The sequence below is a fragment of the Vibrio sp. 10N.222.47.A9 genome, from assembly GCF_963872585.1.
GTDB lineage: Bacteria > Pseudomonadota > Gammaproteobacteria > Enterobacterales > Vibrionaceae > Vibrio > Vibrio splendidus.
Map to the genome: position 1 here is coordinate 45,469 of NZ_CAWNBB010000020.1, position 23,529 is coordinate 68,997.

The window sequence follows — 23,529 nt, forward strand, 5'->3', positions numbered from 1 at the left end:
GATTACCTCTCATCGAAAGCATCTTCGATGGCTGACATCACCGGCTTCGCTGCGTATTCGATCACGCGACGCGAACCTGTTTTTACATCGGCGGTAAATTCCATATAAGGTGATAATTTGTATTGAGTGCCTCCTCGTTCAAGAAAGTTTCGATCAATTTCAATCTCTGCTAAATAGAATTCGGCGTCTTCTTCTTCATAAGACGAGCGGCTGATTGAGGCGATGGTTCCCTCAACAAATCCATATTTAGCGAAGTTATAGGTATCCATTTTTACCTTCACAGCCTGTCCGATTTCTACAAATCCCATGTCTTTACGTGGAATCTTTGCTTCGCCGTGTAGCGAATTATTTATTGGGGCAATATCGGCGATACTTTCACCTGGCGGAATCACAGCTGAACGGAAATTGAAGTGCAGTTTGTCGACCACGCCATCGACTGGTGAGTAGACAACCAGTCGATCAACCTTGTCGGAATGTTGTGGTTGTAAGATACGTTTTAGCTTGAGATCTTTATTCGCTTGAATGATTTGTGCTTGGTACTCGGAGTTTCGATTTTCAACCAAGTCACGGTGTTGTTTTTCCAGTTTGTCGAGCTGAAAACGTTCGTTCATGACCGACTCATCAAGGTTCTCAATCTCACGTACCATATTGGATTCTTGTACTTTCATGTTGAGGACGTCGACATAAGACGCCATCTCTTCTTTATAAAGCGTATTTTTGATGTTGAGTTGTTTGCGAATGAGCGATAGTTGGTTCTCTGAACTTTTACGACGCTTAAGCATTGATTTAATCAGGGAGTTTTTGTGTTTAATATCGTGGGTAATGAGCTCTTCATTTGAACGGTTTTTAGAGAACTCTTGTCGCCATGTATTCATGTTGACCTGAACTTGTTCTGGAAATTTTTCGATATAAGAAGCGAAGTTGGGTTCTACCATGTCGCGTAAGCTTTCATAACGAATCTTATCGAGCTCTATCTGAATAATCTCAGTATTCACGGTATCGAGTTGTGTGTTGCGGTCTAGTGAGCGAATTCGTGCGATCGGCTGTCCTTCATAAACGACTTCTCCTTTTCGGACTAACATCTCTTCCAATATACCGCCTTCTAGGTGTTGAACCTTCTCAACGTCAGATTCCAACAACAGTTCACCACGTACAGAAACGACGATGTCTATACGCGCTTGTGATGCCACGGCGATAGCGACTAAAGCGAGTAGGAATATGATGAGCAACGTTTTGTGAACACTGGTCATGGCACTTGCAAGCACAATGGTGTCATCAGCTGTGACCTTAGAAGCCTCATTATTAGAAACGAGCGCTTTTCTTAAGTGATGTTCTATTTGGTTATTGCTCATGACTACCTCGATGACTTGTCATCTATTACTTCCTTAATGTCCAACAAGTGATTGATTTGTCGATTGACGTTGTGCAATTCAGTTTTTACATCCTCTAAAAGATCTTCTGGTGCAGGGAATTCGTGCTTACTCAAATGTTCCAATTTGGCCATTTTGGGTGGCAAGTCTTGATCGCACAGTAAAGTTAAGATGGTCTTTAATCTCTTTGAGTAGTTGTTGAGCTCATCAAAACGGTCACTTTTATGAAGCATCTCTATGTTGATCGCTGCGTCTGAAAAGTCCTTATAAAAATCGCCTAATAGCAATTGAAGCCCTTTGTGGTTGTTGTCGATTGAACGCAGCAAACTCGTCATGTCTATCATCATTCCACCGCCGTAATTGCTTTAATCACAATAACTAAGGATGTTTAAAGGAAGTTTTCAAATTTTTTTTGATTCTTTATGTATAAAAAGAAAAATATGAAAAATGTTGTATAAAAACTTGGTTTTTCAAAATGGTGTCCTTTAATGCCTCTAAATACGATCAGTTAGCTAGTAGCAACGGAGGCTGTAATGGCAGGCGAAAATAACCAAAACAACCAAAATGAAGATCTAAATGACGCGGTAGAACAAACGGACACGAACGACGCGGGTACGCCCTCCCAACAGCAGAATCAACAAAATCAACAGAATACGATTGCGTCGACAATAGCGACGGGTGCTGAAAACACGGATGCGGCCGACGAGGTTAATCAGGCTTTAGAAGACAATCCGAGTGGCGCAGGTAATGCTGAAGATGCGTCGGCTTCTGGTGCGGCTGTTCAAGACGAGACGCCAGAAAGCGATGGAGATTCAGACGCAGCACAATCCAATGTAGTCGGTGGTGCGGCTTCGGAAGCTGGATCGGACAATGCTGCTGGCAGTGGTGGCGGAGCAGGTGCTGGCGCTCAAGCAGTAGGTGGCGATAACGCAGAGTCTGCGACAGGTGGAGCAGACGCTGAAGGTAATGAAGAACAAGGCCAAGCTGCACGTACCTCTGCAGCGTCGAGTTCTACATCTTCTGAATCGGGTGAGCAACAAGTCGGTGACGACCTCGATTCACAGACAGTCGAAGAGACATTTGCCGTTGATGTTCAAGCTTCAGATGAAGAGACCATCAGTGAAGTAGAGGATGACTTTGATTCTGAAACAGTAAGCGAAACGTTCAAAATCCAAGTAGAAAGTGAAAATGATGCGCCAGAAGCAGAACAAAATCTGGCTTACATCATGGATGAAGATGGCTCCATAACATTCACTCAAGAACAATTACTCGAATACGCAAGTGATGTAGATGGGGACGAACTGGTTGCATCTAACGTTCAAGTTGGTGCTGATGCAACCGTTCAAGACAATGGTGATGGTACTTTCACAGTAGTTCCTTCAGCTGACTTCAATGGTGAACTTGACCTTACTTTCGACATCAGTGACGGCCAAGAAACGATTAGCAGCGCAATTGATTTAACGGTACGTCCGATTAATGACGCGCCGGTTCCTGAAGATAAAACGTTTGAAATAGAGGAAGATGGCACGCTCATCTTTACTGATGCAGACCTGTTAACAGGCGCAACGGACATCGAAGGTGATAACCTTACTGTTGAAGGCGTGACCTACGATGGTGGCGACGGTATTCTTACCGACAACGGTAATGGTACTTACACATTCGCTCCAAACGAAAACTTCAATGGTGACGTAAACTTCGGTTTTGATGTGTCAGATGGCACCGATACGGTCTCTGCAAACATCGATGTGAGCGTAACTGCCGTTGATGATGCACCTGTGTCTGGTGACCTAGCGTACTCAATCGATGAAGACGGTTCTATCCGTTTAAGCCAAGAGCAATTGCTATCACAAGCTTCTGACGTAGAGGGCGATGACCTTACGGCTAGCGGCCTAACGGTTGGTGGTGATGCAACAGTTGTAGCTAACGATGACGGCAGCTTCACGATTACGCCAGATGAGAACTTCAATGGCGACATCGATATCAGCTTTGATATCTCTGATGGCACTAACACAGTTCAAGCTTCTGCCGATTTAACCGTTAACCCAGTTAATGACCTGCCAGTACCTCAAGATCAACAGTTCAGCGTTGAAGAAGATGGTACGTTAATCTTCACTGATGCCGACCTGTTAACCGGTGCAACGGACATTGAAGGAGACAACCTTACTGTTGAAGGTGTGACCTACGATGGCGGCGACGGCATTCTTACTGACAACGGTAATGGTACTTACACTTTCGCTCCGAATGAAAACTTCAATGGTGACGTAAACTTCGGCTTTGATGTGTCAGATGGCACCGATACGGTCTCTGCGAATATTGATGTGAGTGTTACGGCGGTTGATGATGCGCCAGTATCAGGTGACCTAGCTTACTCAATTGACGAAGACGGCTCGATTCGTTTGAGCCAAGAACAGCTGCTTTCTCAAGCATCTGACGTAGAAGGCGATGACCTGACGGCCAGCGGCCTAACGGTTGGTGGTGATGCAACCGTTACTCAAAACGATGATGGCAGCTTCACGATTACGCCAGATGAGAACTTCAATGGCGACATCGATATCAGCTTCGATATCTCAGATGGCACCAATACCGTTCAAGCTTCAGCTGACCTAACCGTTAACCCAGTTAATGACCTGCCAGTGCCTCAAAACCAACAGTTCAGCGTGGAAGAAGACGGTACGTTAATCTTCACAGATGCTGACCTGTTAACAGGTGCAACGGACATTGAAGGCGATAACCTAACGGTTGAAAGTGTGACCTACGATGGTGGCGACGGTATTCTTACTGACAACGGTAATGGTACTTACACCTTTGCTCCAAACGAAAACTTCAATGGCGATGTAAACTTCGGTTTTGATATATCAGATGGTACCGATACGGTCTCTGCGAACATCGATGTGAGTGTGACGGCGGTTGATGATGCGCCAGTGTCTGCCGACCTAGCGTACTCAATCGACGAAGACGGTTCGATTCGCCTAAGCCAAGAGCAGTTGCTTTCTCAAGCATCTGACGTGGAAGGCGATGACCTTACTGCTAGCGGACTAACAGTTGGTGGTGATGCAACCGTTACTCAAAACGAGGACGGCAGCTTCACGATCACGCCAGATGAGAACTTCAATGGCGACATCGATATCAGCTTCGATATCTCTGATGGCAATAATACGGTTCAAGCTTCAGCTGACCTAACCGTTAACCCAATCAATGACCTGCCAGTACCTCAAGATCAACAGTTCAGCATTGAAGAAGACGGTACGCTGCAGTTTACTAATGCAGATCTGCTAACCGGTGCAACCGATATTGAGGGTGATGATTTAACGGTTGAAGGTATCACTTATGAAGGTACTGATGGCGTACTGACTGACCTGGGTGAGGGCTCATACAGCTTTGCTCCAAACGAAAACTTCAATGGTGATGTAAGCTTTAGCTTCGATGTGTCAGACGGTACCGATACCGTGTCTGCAAACATTGATGTAAACGTGACTCCTGAGAATGATCCGCCAGTTGCGGGTTCAACGTCCTACACGGTGAATGAAGACAATTCGATTACCATTTCTGATGCACAACTATTGGCAACATCTTCAGATATTGAAGGTGATGTATCGATAGACAGCGTGACTTACTCTGGTAGTGACGGTGTCCTTGAAATCAATGGTAACGGCACTTACACCTTCTCGCCAAATGAGAACTTCAGCGGTGAAATTGCACTTGATGTGGTGGTTGCTGATGAAGAGGGTGCGACCGATGCAACGACCGCGGGCATCAATGTTCTTGAAGTGAACGATCCGCCGGTTGCTGGCCCAACGTCTTATACCATTGATGAAGACTCAGTGTTGACCTTCAGTGAATCACAAGTGCTACTTAATGCCTCAGATGTAGAAGGGGATGTTGAGCTTGTTGGTATTAGCTACGATGGCCCTGAGGGTATCTTCTCAGTAAATGGTGATGGCACTTGTAGCTTCGCTCCGAATGAGAACTTTAATGGCCAAGTTCAGCTTGATGTCACCATTCGTGATGAAGATGGTGCAGAGGTTGAAACCGTCATCAATGTTGACGTATTGCCAATCAATGATGCGCCAGTATCCGGTGATTTGGCTTACAACGTTAACGAAGATGGTTCAATCACACTGAGCCAAGATCAGCTGTTGTCTCAAGCATCTGATGTTGAAGGTGAAGACCTAACCGCGAGCGACTTAACGGTTGGTGGTGATGCGACGGTTGTAGCTAACGATGACGGCAGTTTCACCATCACACCAGATGCGAACTTCAATGGTGACATTGATATTCAATTCAACATCACTGATGGTACTGACACAGTTCAAGCAACCGCCGATCTTACTGTTAACCCAGTTAATGACTTGCCGGTTCCTCAAGACCAACAATTCAGTATTGCAGAAGACGGTACGCTTCAATTTACAGATGCCGACTTACTTACCAGTGCCACCGATATTGATGGCGACGACTTAACCGTTGAAGGTATTAGCTATACGGGTGGTGATGGCGTACTGACCGACCACGGTGATGGTACTTATACCTTTGCGCCAAATGAAAACTTCAATGGCGATGTGAACTTCAGTTTCGATGTGTCTGATGGCACAGAAACAGTCAGCGCTAACATTGATGTGAGTGTGACTCCTGAGAACGATCCGCCAGTTGCGGGTTCAACCTCATACATGGTCAATGAAGACAATGCCATCACAATTTCTGATGAACAGTTGCTAGCAAACTCTTCTGACGTTGAAGGTGCAGTGTCGGTTGACAGCGTCACTTACAGCGGCACAGATGGTGTGTTCCAAGATAATGGTGACGGCAGTTACACCTTCCTTCCCAATGAAAACTTCAATGGTGATATCAGCCTTGACGTTATTGTTGCCGATGAAGACGGTTCGATTGATGAAACCACTGCGGGCATCACCGTTCTAGAAGTGAATGATCCACCGGTTGCGGGTCCAACGTCATACACCATTGACGAAGATTCGGTTCTGACGTTCAGTGAATCTCAGATTCTTGTGAATGCTTCGGATATCGAAGGCGATGTAGAACTTGTTGGCATTAACTACGATGGCTCTGACGGTATCTTCACTGTAAATGGTGATGGTACATGCAGCTTTGCACCCAATGAAAACTTTAATGGTCAGGTTCAACTGGGTGTGACCATTCAAGATGAAGATGGCGCAACGGTTGAAACACACATTAACGTTGATGTATTGCCAATCAATGATGCGCCAGTATCGGGTGATTTGGCTTACACCATCAATGAAGATAGCTCCATCACGCTAAGCCAAGAGCAATTGCTAGCAAGAGCAGGTGATATTGATAGCGACAACTTAGAAGCTATCAATCTATTTACTGATGAAAATGCGACCATCCAACATAATGATGATGGCAGCTACACCATCACACCGAACGCAGATTACAACGGTGACCTAGATCTGAACTTCGATATCATCGATAACGATGGTGGTTCAGTTCAAGTTGGCCTAGACATTACCGTGAATCCGGTTAATGACTTGCCACAAGCGCAAGATCAACAGTTCACGATTGAAGAAGACGGTACCTTACTCTTCACCGATGCTGACCTGCTTGCAGGCGCGTCGGATGTTGATGGTGATGAACTGTCGATTGAAAACGTGCTCTACACAGGTGCGGATGGTGTTCTTAGCGATAATGGCGACGGCACATATAGCTTTGCTCCAAACGAGAACTTCAATGGTGATGTTCAATTCTCGTTCAATGTCTCTGACGGTACTGATTCAACATCAGCTGTTATTGATGTCAGTGTAACGCCTGAGAATGATCCACCGGTTGCGGGCTCGACATCTTACACAGTTCAAGAAGATGGCCAAATCACGATCAGTGATGAGCAACTATTGGCAAACTCTTCCGATGTAGAAGGCGATGTATCACTGTCTGGAGTATCGTACTCCGGTGATGACGGCTCTTTTGTTGATAATGGCAATGGTACTTACACCTTTACGCCAAATGAAAACTTCGATGGTGATATTTCACTAGATGTTGTTGTCGTTGACGAAGACGGTGCAACCGTAACCACAACTGCTGGCATCGATGTTATTGCTGTGAATGATGGACCTGAAACTTCGGGCATTCAGGCAGAGGTAGACGAAGATAATTCCATCACTATTACTCAAGAGCAGCTGCTTGCAAACGCAACCGATGTTGAAGGTGATGAGTTAACGGCAACTAACCTACAAACCAACGATCCAGATGCGACAATTGTTACTAATGACGATGGTTCATTCACCATAACGCACACAGAAAACTTCAATGGCGAGTTGGATTTCACATACAGCATCAGTGATGGTGAGAATGAAGTTCTGACGACACTCGACTTGACGGTTAATCCTGTCAACGATGCGCCGGAAGCGGGCGAAGAGATCTTCATTCAAGCGCAAGAAGACCAAACGGTTGGTGTGACGCTTCGTGAAGAACCTGCACTACGTTTAGACCAAGCGCCAGAAAACGGCATCATTGAAGCGAATGTGAATGACGAATGGGTGGTACTGGAAGTAGGACAAGAAGTTCCTGCAGATACCGAAGTACGCTTTGTTCCTAGTGATGAAGCATTGGCTGAAGGTACACACACCACACAAATTGGTACGTTTGACGATAACGCGAGTGTGGATGATTGGGGTACAGAAGTTGACCCTTATACGCGTGAGTTCTCAGATGGTGACTTAACGGTAACCGTTCAAAGTAACGATGACCCTCTTGGTGCCTGGAATGGTAACACCCACATTGGTCACGGACTTGGTGATACAGACCGTCAAGGCCTGAGTGGTGATGAGAAACTGACTGTTTCGGTTGAAGGTCAAGACATCAATGAAATCAGTTTCCACCTAGATGGTTTGGGTGGTTGGTTCATGGAAGAGTCTCGTCATTTTACAGAAGTCGAAATCAAAGCGTTCAATGAGGAGGGCGACCTAATTGACTCGATGACTTACCACAAAGAAGACCGTGGTACTTTCGAGACAGATTACACGCTAACGGTTGATCAACCAGTGTCTTACTTTGAGCTTGGTACCGTGCAAGGTAATGGTACTTACGTCGTTCAAAACATGACAGTGTCACAAACATTTCATGATGAAGCGGTGTTTACATCGATTGGTGTAGACGGTTCAGAAATCACCGAAACGGTTGAGTTGAACATCCATGCGGGTGACAACGAAATCGAACTAACGGCTGATCTTCCGAATATTACTGTCGATACCGATGGTTCTGCCCAGTTTGCTTCGGTTGTGATTACCGAAGAGCAACTACTGGCGCAAGCATCTGATATTGATGGCGACGACCTTGATATTGAAAATCTAGAGCTAGTGGGTGAAAACTCAGAGCATGCAACACTCACCGATAATGGTGATGGTACTTGGACGGTAACACCGGATGAAAACTTCCATGGTGAAATCGAACTCGGTTACCAAGTTACCGATGGTGAGCTAACAGACAGCAACATCATTAATATCAACTTCGAATCGGTGAATGATGCGCCAATCGTTTCTGGTCCGATTGTTCTATCGACAGATGAAGATGAAGGTATCACGTTCAGTGCAGATGACTTACTAGCGAACACCACTGATGTGGAAGGCGATACGCTGTCTATTTCTGACATCACTTACGGTGGTGATAACGGTGACTTGGTCGACAACGGCGATGGTACGTTTACCTTCATGCCGAATGAAAACTTCAATGGTGAAATCGACATCGACTACAAGGTGTTTGATGGTACTGATGAAGTTGCAACGCACCTAGACCTAACGGTTGTACCGGTCAATGATGTGCCAGTTCCTGGTGAGCCATTGCACACCCAAATGCTTGAAAACGGCTCCATGATCATCGAAGCGAAAGACCTATTGTCTGGTGCGACCGATGTTGATGGCGACATTCTTCATGTTGAAAACCTATTACTCGCAGACCAAACGCAAGGTACGTTAACGGATAATGGCGATAACACGTTCACCTTCGAGCCTGCAGAAGACTTCTCTGGTGAAGTGAATCTGACCTTCGATATCAGTGATGGTCAAGCAAGCGCGCCAAGCACTGCAACAGTCGACGTTGAAATTGTCAACGATGGCCCAGAGGTTAGTGGCCCAATTGAAGCCGCTGTTGATGAAGATGGGTCAATCACTATCACTCAAGAGGATCTGTTAGCGAATGCAACCGATGTGGATGGCGATAACCTTGAAGCGGTTAACTTTGCGACCAACGATCCAAATGCTGTGATAGTCGAAAACTCAGACGGTAGTTTCACTATCACACCAAGTGCAGACTTCTTTGGTGAGATTGAATTTACTTACGATGTCACTGACGCAATCGAAACTGTTGTCGCTGACCTCAACCTAACCGTCAATCCAATCAATGATGCGCCAGACGTTCCAGACATGTCTTTCACTACGGAAGATGGTCAAGCGATTACTATTACCGAAGCTGAGTTACTGGCACAGGCGACAGACGTTGAAGGTGATGAACTGTCAGTTGTGAATGTGACGAGTGCAAGCGACACGGTAGGAGTCACAGACAATGGCGACGGAACATACACATTAACACCAGAGCAGGGCTTCTTCGGTAACGTTGACTTAGCGTTTGATGTGAGCGATGGCACTGACGTGGTTGCCGCAAACATCGACCTAAAAGTTGAGTTCGTCAACGATGCGCCAGAAGCGACGCCAATGGTGGCAGATGTCGACGAAGATGGTTCAATCCTCGTTACACAAGAAATGCTGTTGGAGAACGCGAGCGACCAAGATGGCGATCAGCTATTTGCTTCTTCGCTTGAAACCAATGATGCGAACGCCAGCATTGTAGACAATGGTGATGGCACGTACACAGTGACACCTTCTGAAAACTTCAACGGTGATATTGCATTCACTTATGAGGTGAGCGACGGTGAACTGAGCACGTCTAATGATATGACATTGACCGTGAATCCGGTGAATGACATTCCAATTGTTGCCCCAGGCATGTACCACATCGAAGAGGATGGCAGCATCCTGTTCACTCAAGAAGACCTGTTGAGTGGTGCGATTGATATTGATGGTGACGACCTAAGCGTTACTAGCATCAATTACTCTGGCGATGAAGGCACTGTCACCGACAATGGTGACGGCACGTTTAGCTTCGTTCCTGAAGAGCATTTCAGTGGTGATCTGCAGTTCAGCTTTACTGTGACAGACGGTACGGATGAGGTTGAACAAGACCTCAACGTCCATATTGAAGCAGTTGCGGATGCGCCGGATCTTGTGATAACCGATGGCGACGGCGTTAATGTTGATGACCAAGCTATTTTGGTTGAGCCAGGCGGCATTGTTGAGCTTAATATTGCGGCTGCGCTAGTAGACCAAGATCTATCAGAAACACTGACGGTAACGGTGGATGGTGTTCCAGAAGGTTCGGTTATTCAATACGATAATGAAGGCGTTCTGAATGACCAAGAAAACGGTATCACCAGTTACAACGATACTGAAATCACAGTAACGTTTGAAGGTGAAACCGCGGGATACCAAAACGCAGCGGGTTACTACAAAGTCGATGAAGACGGCAACATTACAGGTGTTGAAGTTGTCTACGAGAATGCATCACAAGTGGGTGGCGGCGGTGACCTTGTCCCTGGGCAAGATCAGTTCAGCTTCCAAGTCGAGGAAGGTGAGAGTTTTAACCTGTTCTTAATTCCAAACGGGCATCAACACAATGACTTTGACGCGATGCAAGACGGTCAGTACGAGTTCCGTGCTGAGGATGGTTCACCAGCGAACATGGATACGGTTGATCCTCAACTTGTCTTTGTTGCTGCTGATGGCACTGAAACCGTGGTGCAAGGGCAGAATGGTGACGCGATCTTCCATGGTGGTTCAAGCTCTCAGCTAAACCAAGATGGTATCGAACATACTCGCACGACGGTTAATGAAGACGGCGAACTGGTTTACGGCTTTGAAGATTTGTATGGCGGCGGTGATGCTGACTACACAGATTTCAACTTCACAATCGATGTGGGTGAAGTGAACAGCCAAATCTACAGCGGTGAAGTGACCGTTGGCCCTGATGGTACGGTGAACTTACCGACAACGGCTATCGAAAATTCACTACAAATCCAGTTACCAGAAGACTTCAACGAACAGCTTGAAGTTCATGTAACTGCAACCGCAACAGAGCTATCGAATGATGATTCTGAAACGGTCTCTCAAACCATCTACATTAATGCGACAGGCGCGCACATTGAGCACGCACCTGAAGCGCTGCCTGTTGCAGCAACAGTAGAAGAAGATGGTTCTATCACCATTACGCAAGAAGACTTGTTAGCTAATGCTCGTGATCTCGATGGCGACCAGCTGACGGCTCTGAATTTAGCAACCAATGATGAGAGCGTAACTATCACAGATAACGGTGATGGTACGTACACATTAACGCCAGATGCTGACTTCAATGGCGATGTTAGCTTTACGTTTGATGTGTCTGATGGTGATGATGTTGTCTCTACCAATCTGGAGTTAACGGTTTCACCAGTGAACGATGGTCCAGAAGCACAAGACCAGGCATTCACAGTCGGCGAAGATGGCGTGTTAACCTTCAATGACCAAGACCTATTAACAGGTGCAACGGACATTGAAGGGGACGACCTAAGTGTTGAAGGTGTAACTTACACTGGCGCAGATGGTGTCCTAACCGACAATGGCGATGGCACATACAGCTTCGCTCCAAACGAAAACTTCAATGGCGATGTGAACTTCTCGTTCAATGTATCAGATGGTACCGATACGGTAACCGCTAACATTGATGTAAGCGTGACGCCAGAGAATGACCCTCCGGTTGCGGGTAGTACGTCTTACACGGTTCATGAAGACAACTCTATTACGATCAGTAACGAACAACTGCTAGCGAACTCTTCGGATATCGAAGGCGAAGTCGCAATTGATAACGTGACTTACAGTGGTAGCGACGGTGTTCTGGAAATCAACGGTGACGGTACATACACCTTCTCGCCAAACGAGAACTTTAATGGCGAAGTTAGCCTAGATGTTGTCGTGACGGATGAAGATGGCGCGACCGAAGCAACAATGGCGGGTATTACTGTCCTTGAGGTGAACGATCCGCCAGTTGCTGGCCCAACGTCATACACCATCGATGAAGATTCAGTACTGACTTTCAATGAGTCTCAAGTTCTGCTGAACGCTTCTGATATTGAAGGTGATGTTGAGCTTGTTGAGATCAACTACGATGGCCCAGACGGTATCTTCTCAATCAATGGTGACGGTACATGTAGCTTCGCTCCGAATGAAAACTTCAACGGCCAAGTGCAGTTGGATGTGACCATTCAAGATGAAGACGGCGCTCAAGTTGATACGTTTATTACGGTTGATGTATTACCAATCAACGACGTACCAGTATCAGGCGACCTGGCATACAGTGTTGAGGAAGACGGTTCGATTACCTTGAGCCAAGAGCAGCTTCTTTCTCAAGCAAGCGATGTAGACGGAGACGACCTTACTGCTTCTAACTTGATTGTTGATGGAGACGCGACGGTTGTTGCTAACGATGACGGCAGCTTTACCATTACGCCAGATGCGAACTTCAATGGTGACATTGACCTAACGTTCGACATTAGCGACGGTACAGATACGCTTGTTGCGACGGCTGACCTAACCGTCAATCCAGTTAATGACCTTCCACAACCACAAGACCAAACGTTCAGCATTGGCGAAGACGGCATCTTGAACTTCACTGACGAAGACTTGCTGACAGGGGCGACCGACATTGATGGGGATGACCTATCGGTTGAAGGCGTTACTTACACAGGTGCGGACGGTGTTCTTACTGATAATGGCGACGGAAGCTACAGCTTTGCGCCAAACGAGAACTTCAATGGTGATGTGAACTTCAGTTTTGATGTGTCAGATGGCACGGATACGGTTCAAGCCAACATTGATGTCAGCGTGACACCAGAGAATGATCCACCGGTTGCAGGTAGCACGTCTTACACCGTTCATGAAGACAACTCAATTACCATCAGCGACGAACAGTTACTTGCTAACTCTTCGGACATTGAAGGTGATGTGGCCGTTGACAGCGTGACTTACACTGGCGCTGACGGTGTCTTTGAAGACAATGGTGACGGTACTTACACCTTCTCGCCAAACGAAAACTTCAACGGCGAAGTTAGCCTTGATGTTGTCGTTACCGATGAAGAGGGCGCAACTGAAGCGACCACCGCGGGTATTACTGTACTTGAGGTGAACGATCCACCAATCGCAGGCTCAACGAGCTACTCAGTCAACGAGGACGAAGTTATCACCATCAGTTCAGAGCAACTGTTGGCGAACGCTTCTGATATCGAAGGTGAAGTGGCGATTGATAGCGTTAACTACACAGGCTCAGACGGTATATTTACCGACAATGGTGACGGAACATTCAGCTTCGCACCAAACGCTAACTTCGATGGCGATGTAAGCCTTGATGTTGTCGTTACTGATGAAGAAGGCGCAACCGTAGCAACCAACGCAAGCATTGATGTTCTGCCTGTTAATGATGCTCCAGTATCGGGTGACTTGGCGTACAGCGTGGACGAAGATGGTTCAATTACCTTGAGCCAAGAGCAATTACTTGCTCAAGCGAGTGATGTTGACGGCGATGACTTAACAGCGGCTAACCTGACCGTTGGTGGTGATGCGACCGTCACTGCAAACGATGACGGTAGCTTTACTATCACACCAGATGCTAACTTCAATGGCGACATTGATTTGAACTTCGACATTACCGATGGTGATGCGACGCTTCAAGCAACGGCTGATCTTACCGTTAACCCTGTCAATGACTTGCCAACGGTCGGTGAGCCACAGTTTGTGACTCAAGAAGACACCAGCTTTACCTTTACAGAAGAGCAACTGCTGCAAAATGCGGGCGACATTGATGGCGATAACCTATCGGTTGAAAATGTGGCTTCAGATAGCGGTACTTTGGTTGATAACGGCGACGGTACTTACACATTCGCACCGAATGAAAACTTCGACGGCAATGTGAACGTGACGTTCGACGTGAATGACGGTACAGCGACAGTTCCAGCAGAAGCGACGATTGATGTTCAATCTGTGGTTGATATGCCAGAGCTGTCGATTGCGTCTGACTTGGTCATTGCTTCAGACAACTTCGAGTCTGGCTCAAACGGTTGGAATACCGGTACTGAAAGCTCACAAGGCTTTGAATCAGGTGACATGCTAGGTCGTATTGGTGGCACTGGTGGCGATGAAGCTGTCAGCAAAACTTACGACATTCCAAGTGATGTGAGCGAAGTTAATATCTCGTTCAGTTTCTACGAAATTGATTCTTGGGATGGTGAGTCATTCCAAATCTTTGTCGGCGGCGAAGAGCTTACTTCGTTAGACAACTCGGCGTTCCAAACTCAAGATGGCACGACAACGTTGTACGATTCAGCGGGCAATGAAGTGGGTGAAGTTGTTCACGGCGTGTCGCAAGGTGAAGGCTTTAGTGGTTGGAACGACCAAGCACACCAAATCAACCTAACGGTACCCGTCGAAGATGGCCAACTTGAGTTAGGCTTCGGTTCAACCTTGAACCAAGGTGTGAGTGATGAGTCGTTTGGCATCGATAACATTGAAATCACAGTGTCTGACGCGGAATACCAAATCATTGGTACCGAAGATACACCTGTACCACTCGATATTGATGCCGCTCTAACCGATACCGATGGCTCAGAAAACCTTGCTATCTTGATTGAAGACGTGCCGGAAGGCAGCTCGCTTTCTGCAGGTACCGATAACGGTGATGGCACATGGTCATTGCAACCAGGCGAGCTAGAAGGGCTAGAGTTTATCCCTTCAGGTGACTTCAATGGTGATGTGGTTCTAACCGTGAATGCGACATCGACTGATGTTGATACGGGCACCACCGCGACGGCAACCCAAGATGTGACGATTCATATCTCGCCAGCGAACGATGCTCCAGAAGTTGATGGTGATATCAGTGCTGTGACAGCCGAAGACAACAGCATCACGCTAACTCAAGAGCAGTTGCTAGAGCACGCTGTTGACATTGATGGTAATGACCTATCAGCAATCAACCTAACCACCAATGATGAAAATGCGACCGTTCAAATGAACGACGATGGCAGCTTCACCATTACACCGAGTGAAAACTTCAACGGTAATATCGAATTTAGTTACGATGTAACCGATGGCGAAGACATGGTCGCGGCTGGCCTAGACTTGACGGTAACACCTGTCAATGATGCGCCAGAGCCACAAGACCAAGCATTCACTATTGGTGAAGATGGGGTTCTTAACTTCACTGACGCTGACCTGTTAACGGGTGCGACGGATGTTGAAGGTGATGACCTAACAGTCGAAGGTGTGACATACACGGGTGCTGATGGTGTGCTTACCGACAATGGTGACGGAAGCTACAGCTTTGCGCCAAACGAGAACTTCAATGGTGATGTGAACTTCAGCTTTGATGTGTCAGATGGCACGGATACGGTTCAAGCCAACATTGATGTGAGTGTGACGCCTGAGAACGATCCACCAGTGGCGGGCAGCACGTCTTACACAGTGCATGAAGACAACTCAATCACGATCAGTAACGAACAGCTATTAGCTAACTCTTCAGATGTTGAAGGTGAGGTTGCGATTGATAGCGTGACTTACACTGGCAGTGACGGTGTGTTCGAAGACAACGGTGACGGCACTTACACCTTCTCGCCAAACGAGAACTTCAATGGTGACGTGAGCTTAGCGGTTGTTGTTACCGATGAAGAAGGGGCAACAGAAGCGACCACCGCGGGAATCACTGTACTTGAGGTGAACGATCCGCCAATCGCAGGCTCAACCAGCTACTCAGTCAACGAAGATGACGTTATCACCATCAGTGCAGAGCAACTGTTGGCGAACGCTTCGGATATTGAAGGCGAAGTGGCGATTGATAGTGTTACTTACACAGGCGCTGACGGCATCTTTACTGACAACGGTAACGGCACATTCAGCTTTGCACCGAACGCAAACTTCGATGGCGATGTTAGCCTAGATGTAGTGGTGACAGATGAAGACGGTGCGACAGTAGCCACCAGCGCAAGTATTGATGTTCTTCCAATTAACGATCCACCAGTATCGGGTGACTTGGCTTACAGCATTGATGAAGATGGTTCGATTACTCTGACTCAAGAGCAGTTGCTGTCTCAAGCCTCTGATGTGGATGGCGATGACCTGACCGCAAGCAACTTAAGCGCAGGCGATAATGCATCCGTTGTTGATAATGGCGATGGCACCTTTACGGTAACGCCAGATGCGAACTTCAATGGCGATATCGACCTAAGCTTTGATATTTCGGATGGTACTGAGTCAATTGTGGCGAACGCCGATCTGACGGTAAACCCAGTCAATGACTTGCCAACGACATCCGATGTTTACGCGAACGTTGATGAAGATAATGTCATCACTATCACGCAGGAGCAGTTACTTGCGAATGCCGCTGATATTGAGGGCGATGACCTTGTCGCTTCCGACTTAACCTTAGTGGGTGACGATGCAACGATTGTCGACAATGGCGATGGCACGTTCTCAATCACTCCAAGCGAAAACTTCAATGGCTACATCGATGTTGCCTACAGCATCAGCGATGGCGACACACCAATTGCCGCTAACTTAGGCTTGACCGTTGACCCAGTTAACGACGCGCCAATTGTTTCTGCTGATGTGGCGATAACCATTGAAGAAGACGGTTCATACACCATTACTCAAGAAGAGCTCCTACAATTCGCGACTGACATCGAAGACGATGACATGACCGCAATTATCGGAGAGCAAGGCGATGAAACAACCGTAACCGGTACAGTGTTGGATGCTGAAACTGGCAATCCAATCGCAGGTGCGGATGTTACGCTAACCGACAACGCAGGTCATTCTTACACAGCGGAGACGGATCAATCCGGTAACTACTCTGTGAGCGGTCCTGTTGTTGACCAAGGTACCGTCACTATTGAACAAGAAGGCTCTATTACTAGCAGCTTCCTGGTTCCAGCAGGCGAAGATACCAACGGTGGCGTAACCGCTATATCCGAAGTACTTGAAGAAACAGATATGCGTATCGTGGTCACATGGGGTGACAGCCCACGTGATATGGACAACCACCTATGGCTCTACGATACAGAGAATGGCAGTGAGCTAGACCATATTTACTATCGCGACATGAGCCATGATTTGGGTGAAGGTAATGTCGTTCAGCAAGATGTAGATGACACGAATGGCGGTGGTCCTGAAACCATCACTATTCCAAATTATCAAGATGCTGACATGCACTATTCAGTACACAACTACACCAGCAGAAGTTGGGATGTAGATGGTGTTGAAGATGTACAGGTTCAGGTATTTGTAGGCGATACATTGGTTGAAACCTTCAGCCCAGATTTATCTGATAACCCATCAGGTGACCATTGGCATGTATTTGATATCGTGAACGGCGTTATTGTTCCAAGCCAAGATGTAGGCAGCGAGAATGCGTTTGATTTACCAACGGCAGAAGAAGCGCTCGCGAATGAAAACGGCATTGATATCTCTGAATTGCTAACCGACGATGAAGGTGATGACTCTGGTGAGACGGGTGGAAACGAACCAAGTGTTGGAGATGTTTCCATTGAGAACGCTCTTATCACTGACAATGGTGATGGTACTTACACCATTACACCGGAAGAGAACTTCAATGGTGAATTCTCGATTAGTTACAACGTGGACGATGGCAACGGCGGGGTTACGCCTGCGGAACTAGACGTTACTGTAACAGCAGTTAACGACCTTTCGGTTATTTACGACCACGACTACACCATTAATGAAGATGGCTCGCTGACCTTTACCGATGAACAGCTATTGGCTGGTGCAACGGATATTGATGGCGATGACCTTTCTGTCGAGTCGGTTAATTACGAAGGCACCGACGGTGTGTTCACGGATAATGGCGATGGCACTTACACCTTCGCTCCAAACGAGAACTTCAATGGTAATGTCGACCTAACTTACGATGTCAGCGATGGCACTGATGTTGTATCGGCGAATATTGATGTTCAAGTGGTTCCAATCAACGACGTACCGGTAGCAGGTTCTACAACTTACAGCGTTGAAGAAGACGGCAGTATCACGCTAAGCGATGCACAACTTCTGGCGAATAGCTCGGATGTTGAAGGGGAAGTGTTTGTCAGCGATGTAAGCTACAGCGGCACTGATGGTGTATTCACTGATAATGGTGATGGTACTTACACCTTTGCTCCAAACGAAAACTTTAACGGTGACATCAGTCTTGATGTATCTGTTATGGATGAAGATGGCGCAACCGCTGAAACAACCGCAGGTATCGATGTCATTGCTGTTAATGACTTGCCGGTTGCAGGTTCAACGACCTACAGCGTTGACGAAGATAACGTGATTACCATCTCTGAAGCACAGCTTCTTGCGAACAGCTCAGACATTGAAGGTGATGTATCCGTTAGCGACGTTTCCTACTCAGGCGCAGACGGTATCTTTACTGACAATGGTGATGGTACTTACAGCTTCGCACCAAATGAAAACTTCAACGGCAATGTCAGCTTCGATGTCACCGTTGCAGATGAAGACGGTGCAACCGCTGAAACCACTGCGGGTATTGAAGTTATCGCGGTTAACGACGCGCCAGTGTCAGGTGACTTGGCTTACTCAGTGGATGAAGATGGTTCAATCACGCTAAGCCAAGAGCAACTGCTTGCTCAAGCATCGGATTTGGACGGCGATGATCTTACCGCGGCTAACCTAACCGCGGGTGATAACGCTACCGTTACGGCAAACGATGATGGTTCATTTACCATTACTCCGGATGCCGACTTCAATGGTGATATTGACCTAAGCTTCGACCTTTCTGATGGTACTGAAACAGTTGTTGCAACGGCCGACCTTACTGTGAATCCAGTGAATGACATCGCAGTTGTTGAAGATGTCGCTTACACCATTGAAGAAGACGGTTCACTTACCTTTACTGATGAGCAACTGCTAGCGGGTGCTTCTGATATTGATGGTGATGAGCTTTCAGTTGCCGATGTGTCTTACACTGGCGCAGAGGGTGTGTTCACCGACAATGGCGATGGCACTTACACCTTTGCACCGAACGAGAACTTCAATGGTGACGTAAGTCTGGACTTCTCGGTATCTGACGGTACAGAAACGGTTGATGCAAATATCGACGTAACGGTAACAGACGTTAACGATGCACCAGTGGCAGGCGCAACGTCTTACCAAATGAACGAAGATGGCACCATCACATTGAGCCCTGAGCAGTTGATTGCTAATAGCTCCGATGTGGACGGTGAAGTGTCGCTTGATAGCGTGAGCTACTCAGGTGCAGACGGTATCTTGGTTCAAAATGAAGATGGTTCGGTAACGTTCGCACCAAACGAAAACTTTAACGGTGACATCAACCTTGATGTGACGGTTATTGATGACGACGGTGCGACAGCTCAGACTACCGCTGGTATTGAAGTCATTGCAGTTAACGACGCACCAGTGGCCGGAAACGTGGCTTACTCGGTTGATGAAGATGGTTCAATTACGCTATCTCAAGAGCAGTTGCTGGCTAACGCATCCGATGTTGATGGTGATGCACTGACCGCAAGCAACCTATCTGCAGGTGACAATGCGACCGTAACAGCGAACGATGATGGTTCATTTACTATCACTCCGGATGCTGACTTCAACGGAGACATAGACCTAAGCTTCGATGTTTCAGATGGCCTTGAAACTGTTCAAGCTGGCGTCGACCTAACGGTTAACCCAGTCAATGACCTACCAACAGCAGAAGACCAAAACTTTACCGTTGAGGAAGATGGAACGCTAATCTTCACGGATGCAGACCTACTAGCAGGCGCTGCAGACATTGACGGCGATGACTTGTCTATCTCGAATGTGTCTTACACGGGCGCAGAAGGTGTGTTCACTGATAACGGTGATGGCACTTATAGCTTTGCTCCGAACGAGAACTTCAATGGCGATGTCAACCTAGGCTTCACAGTGTCTGATGGCACTGAGACAGTCGATGCCAATATTGATGTGACGGTAACGGATGTGAATGATGCACCAGTGGCGGGTTCTACCTCTTACCAAATGAACGAAGATGGCACGATTACTATTAGCCCTGAGCAGTTGATTGCGAACAGCTCAGACGTTGATGGTGAAGTGTCGCTTGAAAGCGTGACCTACACTGGCTCTGACGGCGCATTGGTTCAAAACGATGATGGTTCTGTGACCTTCACGCCGAGTGAGAACTTTAACGGTGATATCAGCCTAGATGTGGTCGTGACCGATGATGACGGTGCAACTGCAACAACAACGGCAGGTATCGAAGTTCTGGCTGTGAACGATGGACCAGAGTCTGAGGATGTGAAACTAACCACAGCCGAAGACAGCACCATCCTTATCACACAAGACATGTTGTTAGCTCAAGCTACCGACATCGATAACACCGCAGATGAGCTGTCAGCTTCTGGTCTACAAATCGACTCTAGCTTGGGTGAGTTGCTAGACAACGAAGATGGTACTTGGTCATTTACGCCAAACGAAAACTTCAATGGCGATGTGCCAATGACGTTTAACGTTAGCGATGGCCAAGAGACAATTTCAGTCGACGGCAACATCGATGTTACGCCTGTGAATGATGCACCTGAAGCGCCAATGATTGAGATGCAAGGCGAAGAAGATGTGGTCATGGTGATTGACCCAGCTTACATCGCGGATCAAGTTACAGACCTTGATGGCGATGAGATCAGCATTGAAAGCATCACAGTTCGAGCTCCAGCGAATGCGACCTTAACTCAGCAACCAGACGGCATGTATCACTTAGTGACTACGCAAGACTTCAATGGCTTGGTAGAACTGGGTTATCAAGCGACTGACGGCGAAGAAGTGGTTGATGGCTCGCTGAATGTGGATGTCATTCCGGTTAACGACGCACCATTCAATGTCGGCAACGCAATGATGACCACAGACGAAGATGGCGCGTTCACCTTCGATGCTGGCGACTTGATGAACTTGTTCGGTGACATTGATACCGCTGACCTTGTTGTTTCTCGCATTATCACCGCAGACGGTGAAGATGGCGGAGAAGTAACAGACAACGGTGATGGTACTTGGACATTCACACCAACAGGCGACTTTGCGGGTGTTTCTGACCTACAAGTTGTCGTGAGTGACGGTGAGTTCGAAACGGTTCTCGATGTTCCTGTGTACGTACGTCCTGTCGCAGATGGCGCGGTTATTTCAACTGACCATGATGGCCCATTAGTCTTCGGCGAAGATGAAACGGGTCACTTGGGACTGAACGTTGGCCTAGTCGATGATTCAGAAACACTAAGTAACTTGGTGATGACAGGTTTCCCTGTTGGATTCGAGGTAACAGATGGTGTGAATACCGTGATGATCACCGAGCCGGGTCAATACATCGACCTGTTCGATTGGGATATCTCAAACATTCAAATGACGCCTCCTGAAGACTTCCATGGTGAGTTCTTCGTAACCGTAAGCGCAACAACGGTTGATTACGGAGATGAGCCGGAAGCGTTTGAAGATGGCATCGATTCTGGTGATTTCGAAACCGTAGCGGGTGATTCCATCATCCTAACGGCGGACGACCTAATCGGTTTGGCTGAGAATGTGGATGCTGACAGCGATGATGAAGTGAAACTGGTTCATCTTGCCGACCGCAGCCAAGGTGAGATTGTCGATAATGGCGATGGCACTTGGACGTTCACTCCAGCACCAGGCTTTACTGGCGAAGCAGACATTGCGTACGTAGTTGATAAAGATGGCGTGCTTCATGATGAGCAAACTGGCGTAGTCGTGAAAGAAGGCGACTCGCAAGAGAATGCAGCACCAGAAGTTAACAGCATCACGACGACGGAAATCGCAGCGGATGCAACCTTGTCGTTCACTGATGAAGACATGTTAGCGAACCTGAGCGATGCAGAAGGCGAGAGCTTGAGCATTGAGTCAGTAAGCTTGATGGAAGGTCAGGGTGTAATTGAGAGCGATAACCAAGGTAACTATCAATTCACACCTGCTGAAGACTACACCGGTGATGTTCAAATTGGGTTTATAGCGACCGATGGCGAAAATCGTATCGAAAGCTTCTTCAATGTGGATATCCAAGGCGGAGATGAAGCTGCGGCGAGCGAAGGTTATGCCTTAGCTGATGATGGTTCACTAACTATCACTGATGCACAGCTGGTGGATGAATTGGGCGTGAGTGATTCTGCACAAGTTGTTGATGTTGCAGACGCGAACGATGCTGGCTTCTTTGCCGAATCAGGTGAAGGTGAGTGGACTTACTGGCCGAACGAAGACTTCGATGGCAACTTAGCGATGAATGTTGAAGTTAACGACGGCGGTGAAGTATCAAGTCACAGCTTAAGCATCCAAGTTGAAGATGATTCAGTACAAAGTGATGAACCACAAGTCCAAGCTGCTCAAGCAACAGAAGAGCAACAAGTGGAAGTGGCTCAACAAGCTGATGACCAAGCTCAAGATGCTGAAACTGAAGACAGTACAGCAGATGTAACCGCGGCACCGGGCGATACCATCTCTATCTCGATTCCAGATGAGGTGAGTGGTAACGAATCGGTTGATTACGCTGATATGTCTGGCTTACCTGAGGGCGCTACTGTGAGCAACGCACTGGATAACGGTGATGGTAGCTTCACAATCAGTGGCAACCTAGAGCAGCCTGTATCCGTTGAACTTCCAGAAGGTTATGAAGGTACTAGCGAGATCCAATTCCAAGGTTACGACGAATTGGGTAGTTCAATAGACGGTGCTAGCGGTTCTGTTGAAGTTGAGGTCGATGATCAATACACCATGCAAGGTTCTACGCAAGAGCAGCAACCGGACATGGCGGGTATGGAATCTGGAGGCAGCGACTGGACAAGTTCAGGTGGTCAAGATCAAGGTGTTGACTTCACGGATGACTCTGGAAGCTTCGATTCAGATTCTCAAACTGGAACCGATCAAGGCAACGACTTCGACCAAAGCTCGATTTAATCGAGAGGGCTTAGTTTTAGTCTGAACCGACATTTAGTCTAAACCAACAAGTAGATAGGGCAGCGTAAAGTTGCCCTCATTAAAGCCATGTAGAGTCATTGATGCAT

The 23,529-nt window shown here is 47.3% G+C and carries 3 protein-coding genes; 1 reads left to right on the forward strand and 2 read right to left on the reverse strand.

The window, feature by feature from the left end; all coding sequences use genetic code 11:
- Positions 1–2: 2 nt before the first annotated feature.
- Together AACT19_RS03630 and AACT19_RS03635 are read right to left on the reverse strand one after the other, a co-directional pair.
- On the reverse strand, positions 3–1,352 hold the full coding sequence (locus tag AACT19_RS03630) for an HlyD family type I secretion periplasmic adaptor subunit (protein WP_004730526.1): 1,350 nt from the start codon (positions 1,350–1,352) through the stop codon (positions 3–5).
- A gap of 2 nt (positions 1,353–1,354) precedes the next feature.
- Entirely contained in the window at positions 1,355–1,717 is a 363-nt protein-coding gene (locus tag AACT19_RS03635; RefSeq protein WP_017092940.1) for a hypothetical protein, read from the reverse strand.
- Between the two features lie 186 nt (positions 1,718–1,903).
- Here AACT19_RS03635 and AACT19_RS03640 point away from each other — a divergent pair, with 186 nt between their 5' ends.
- A complete protein-coding gene (locus AACT19_RS03640; protein ID WP_076645293.1) occupies positions 1,904–23,422 on the forward strand; it encodes a tandem-95 repeat protein in 21,519 nt (7,172 codons plus the stop codon).
- The last annotated feature ends 107 nt before the right edge of the window (positions 23,423–23,529 follow it).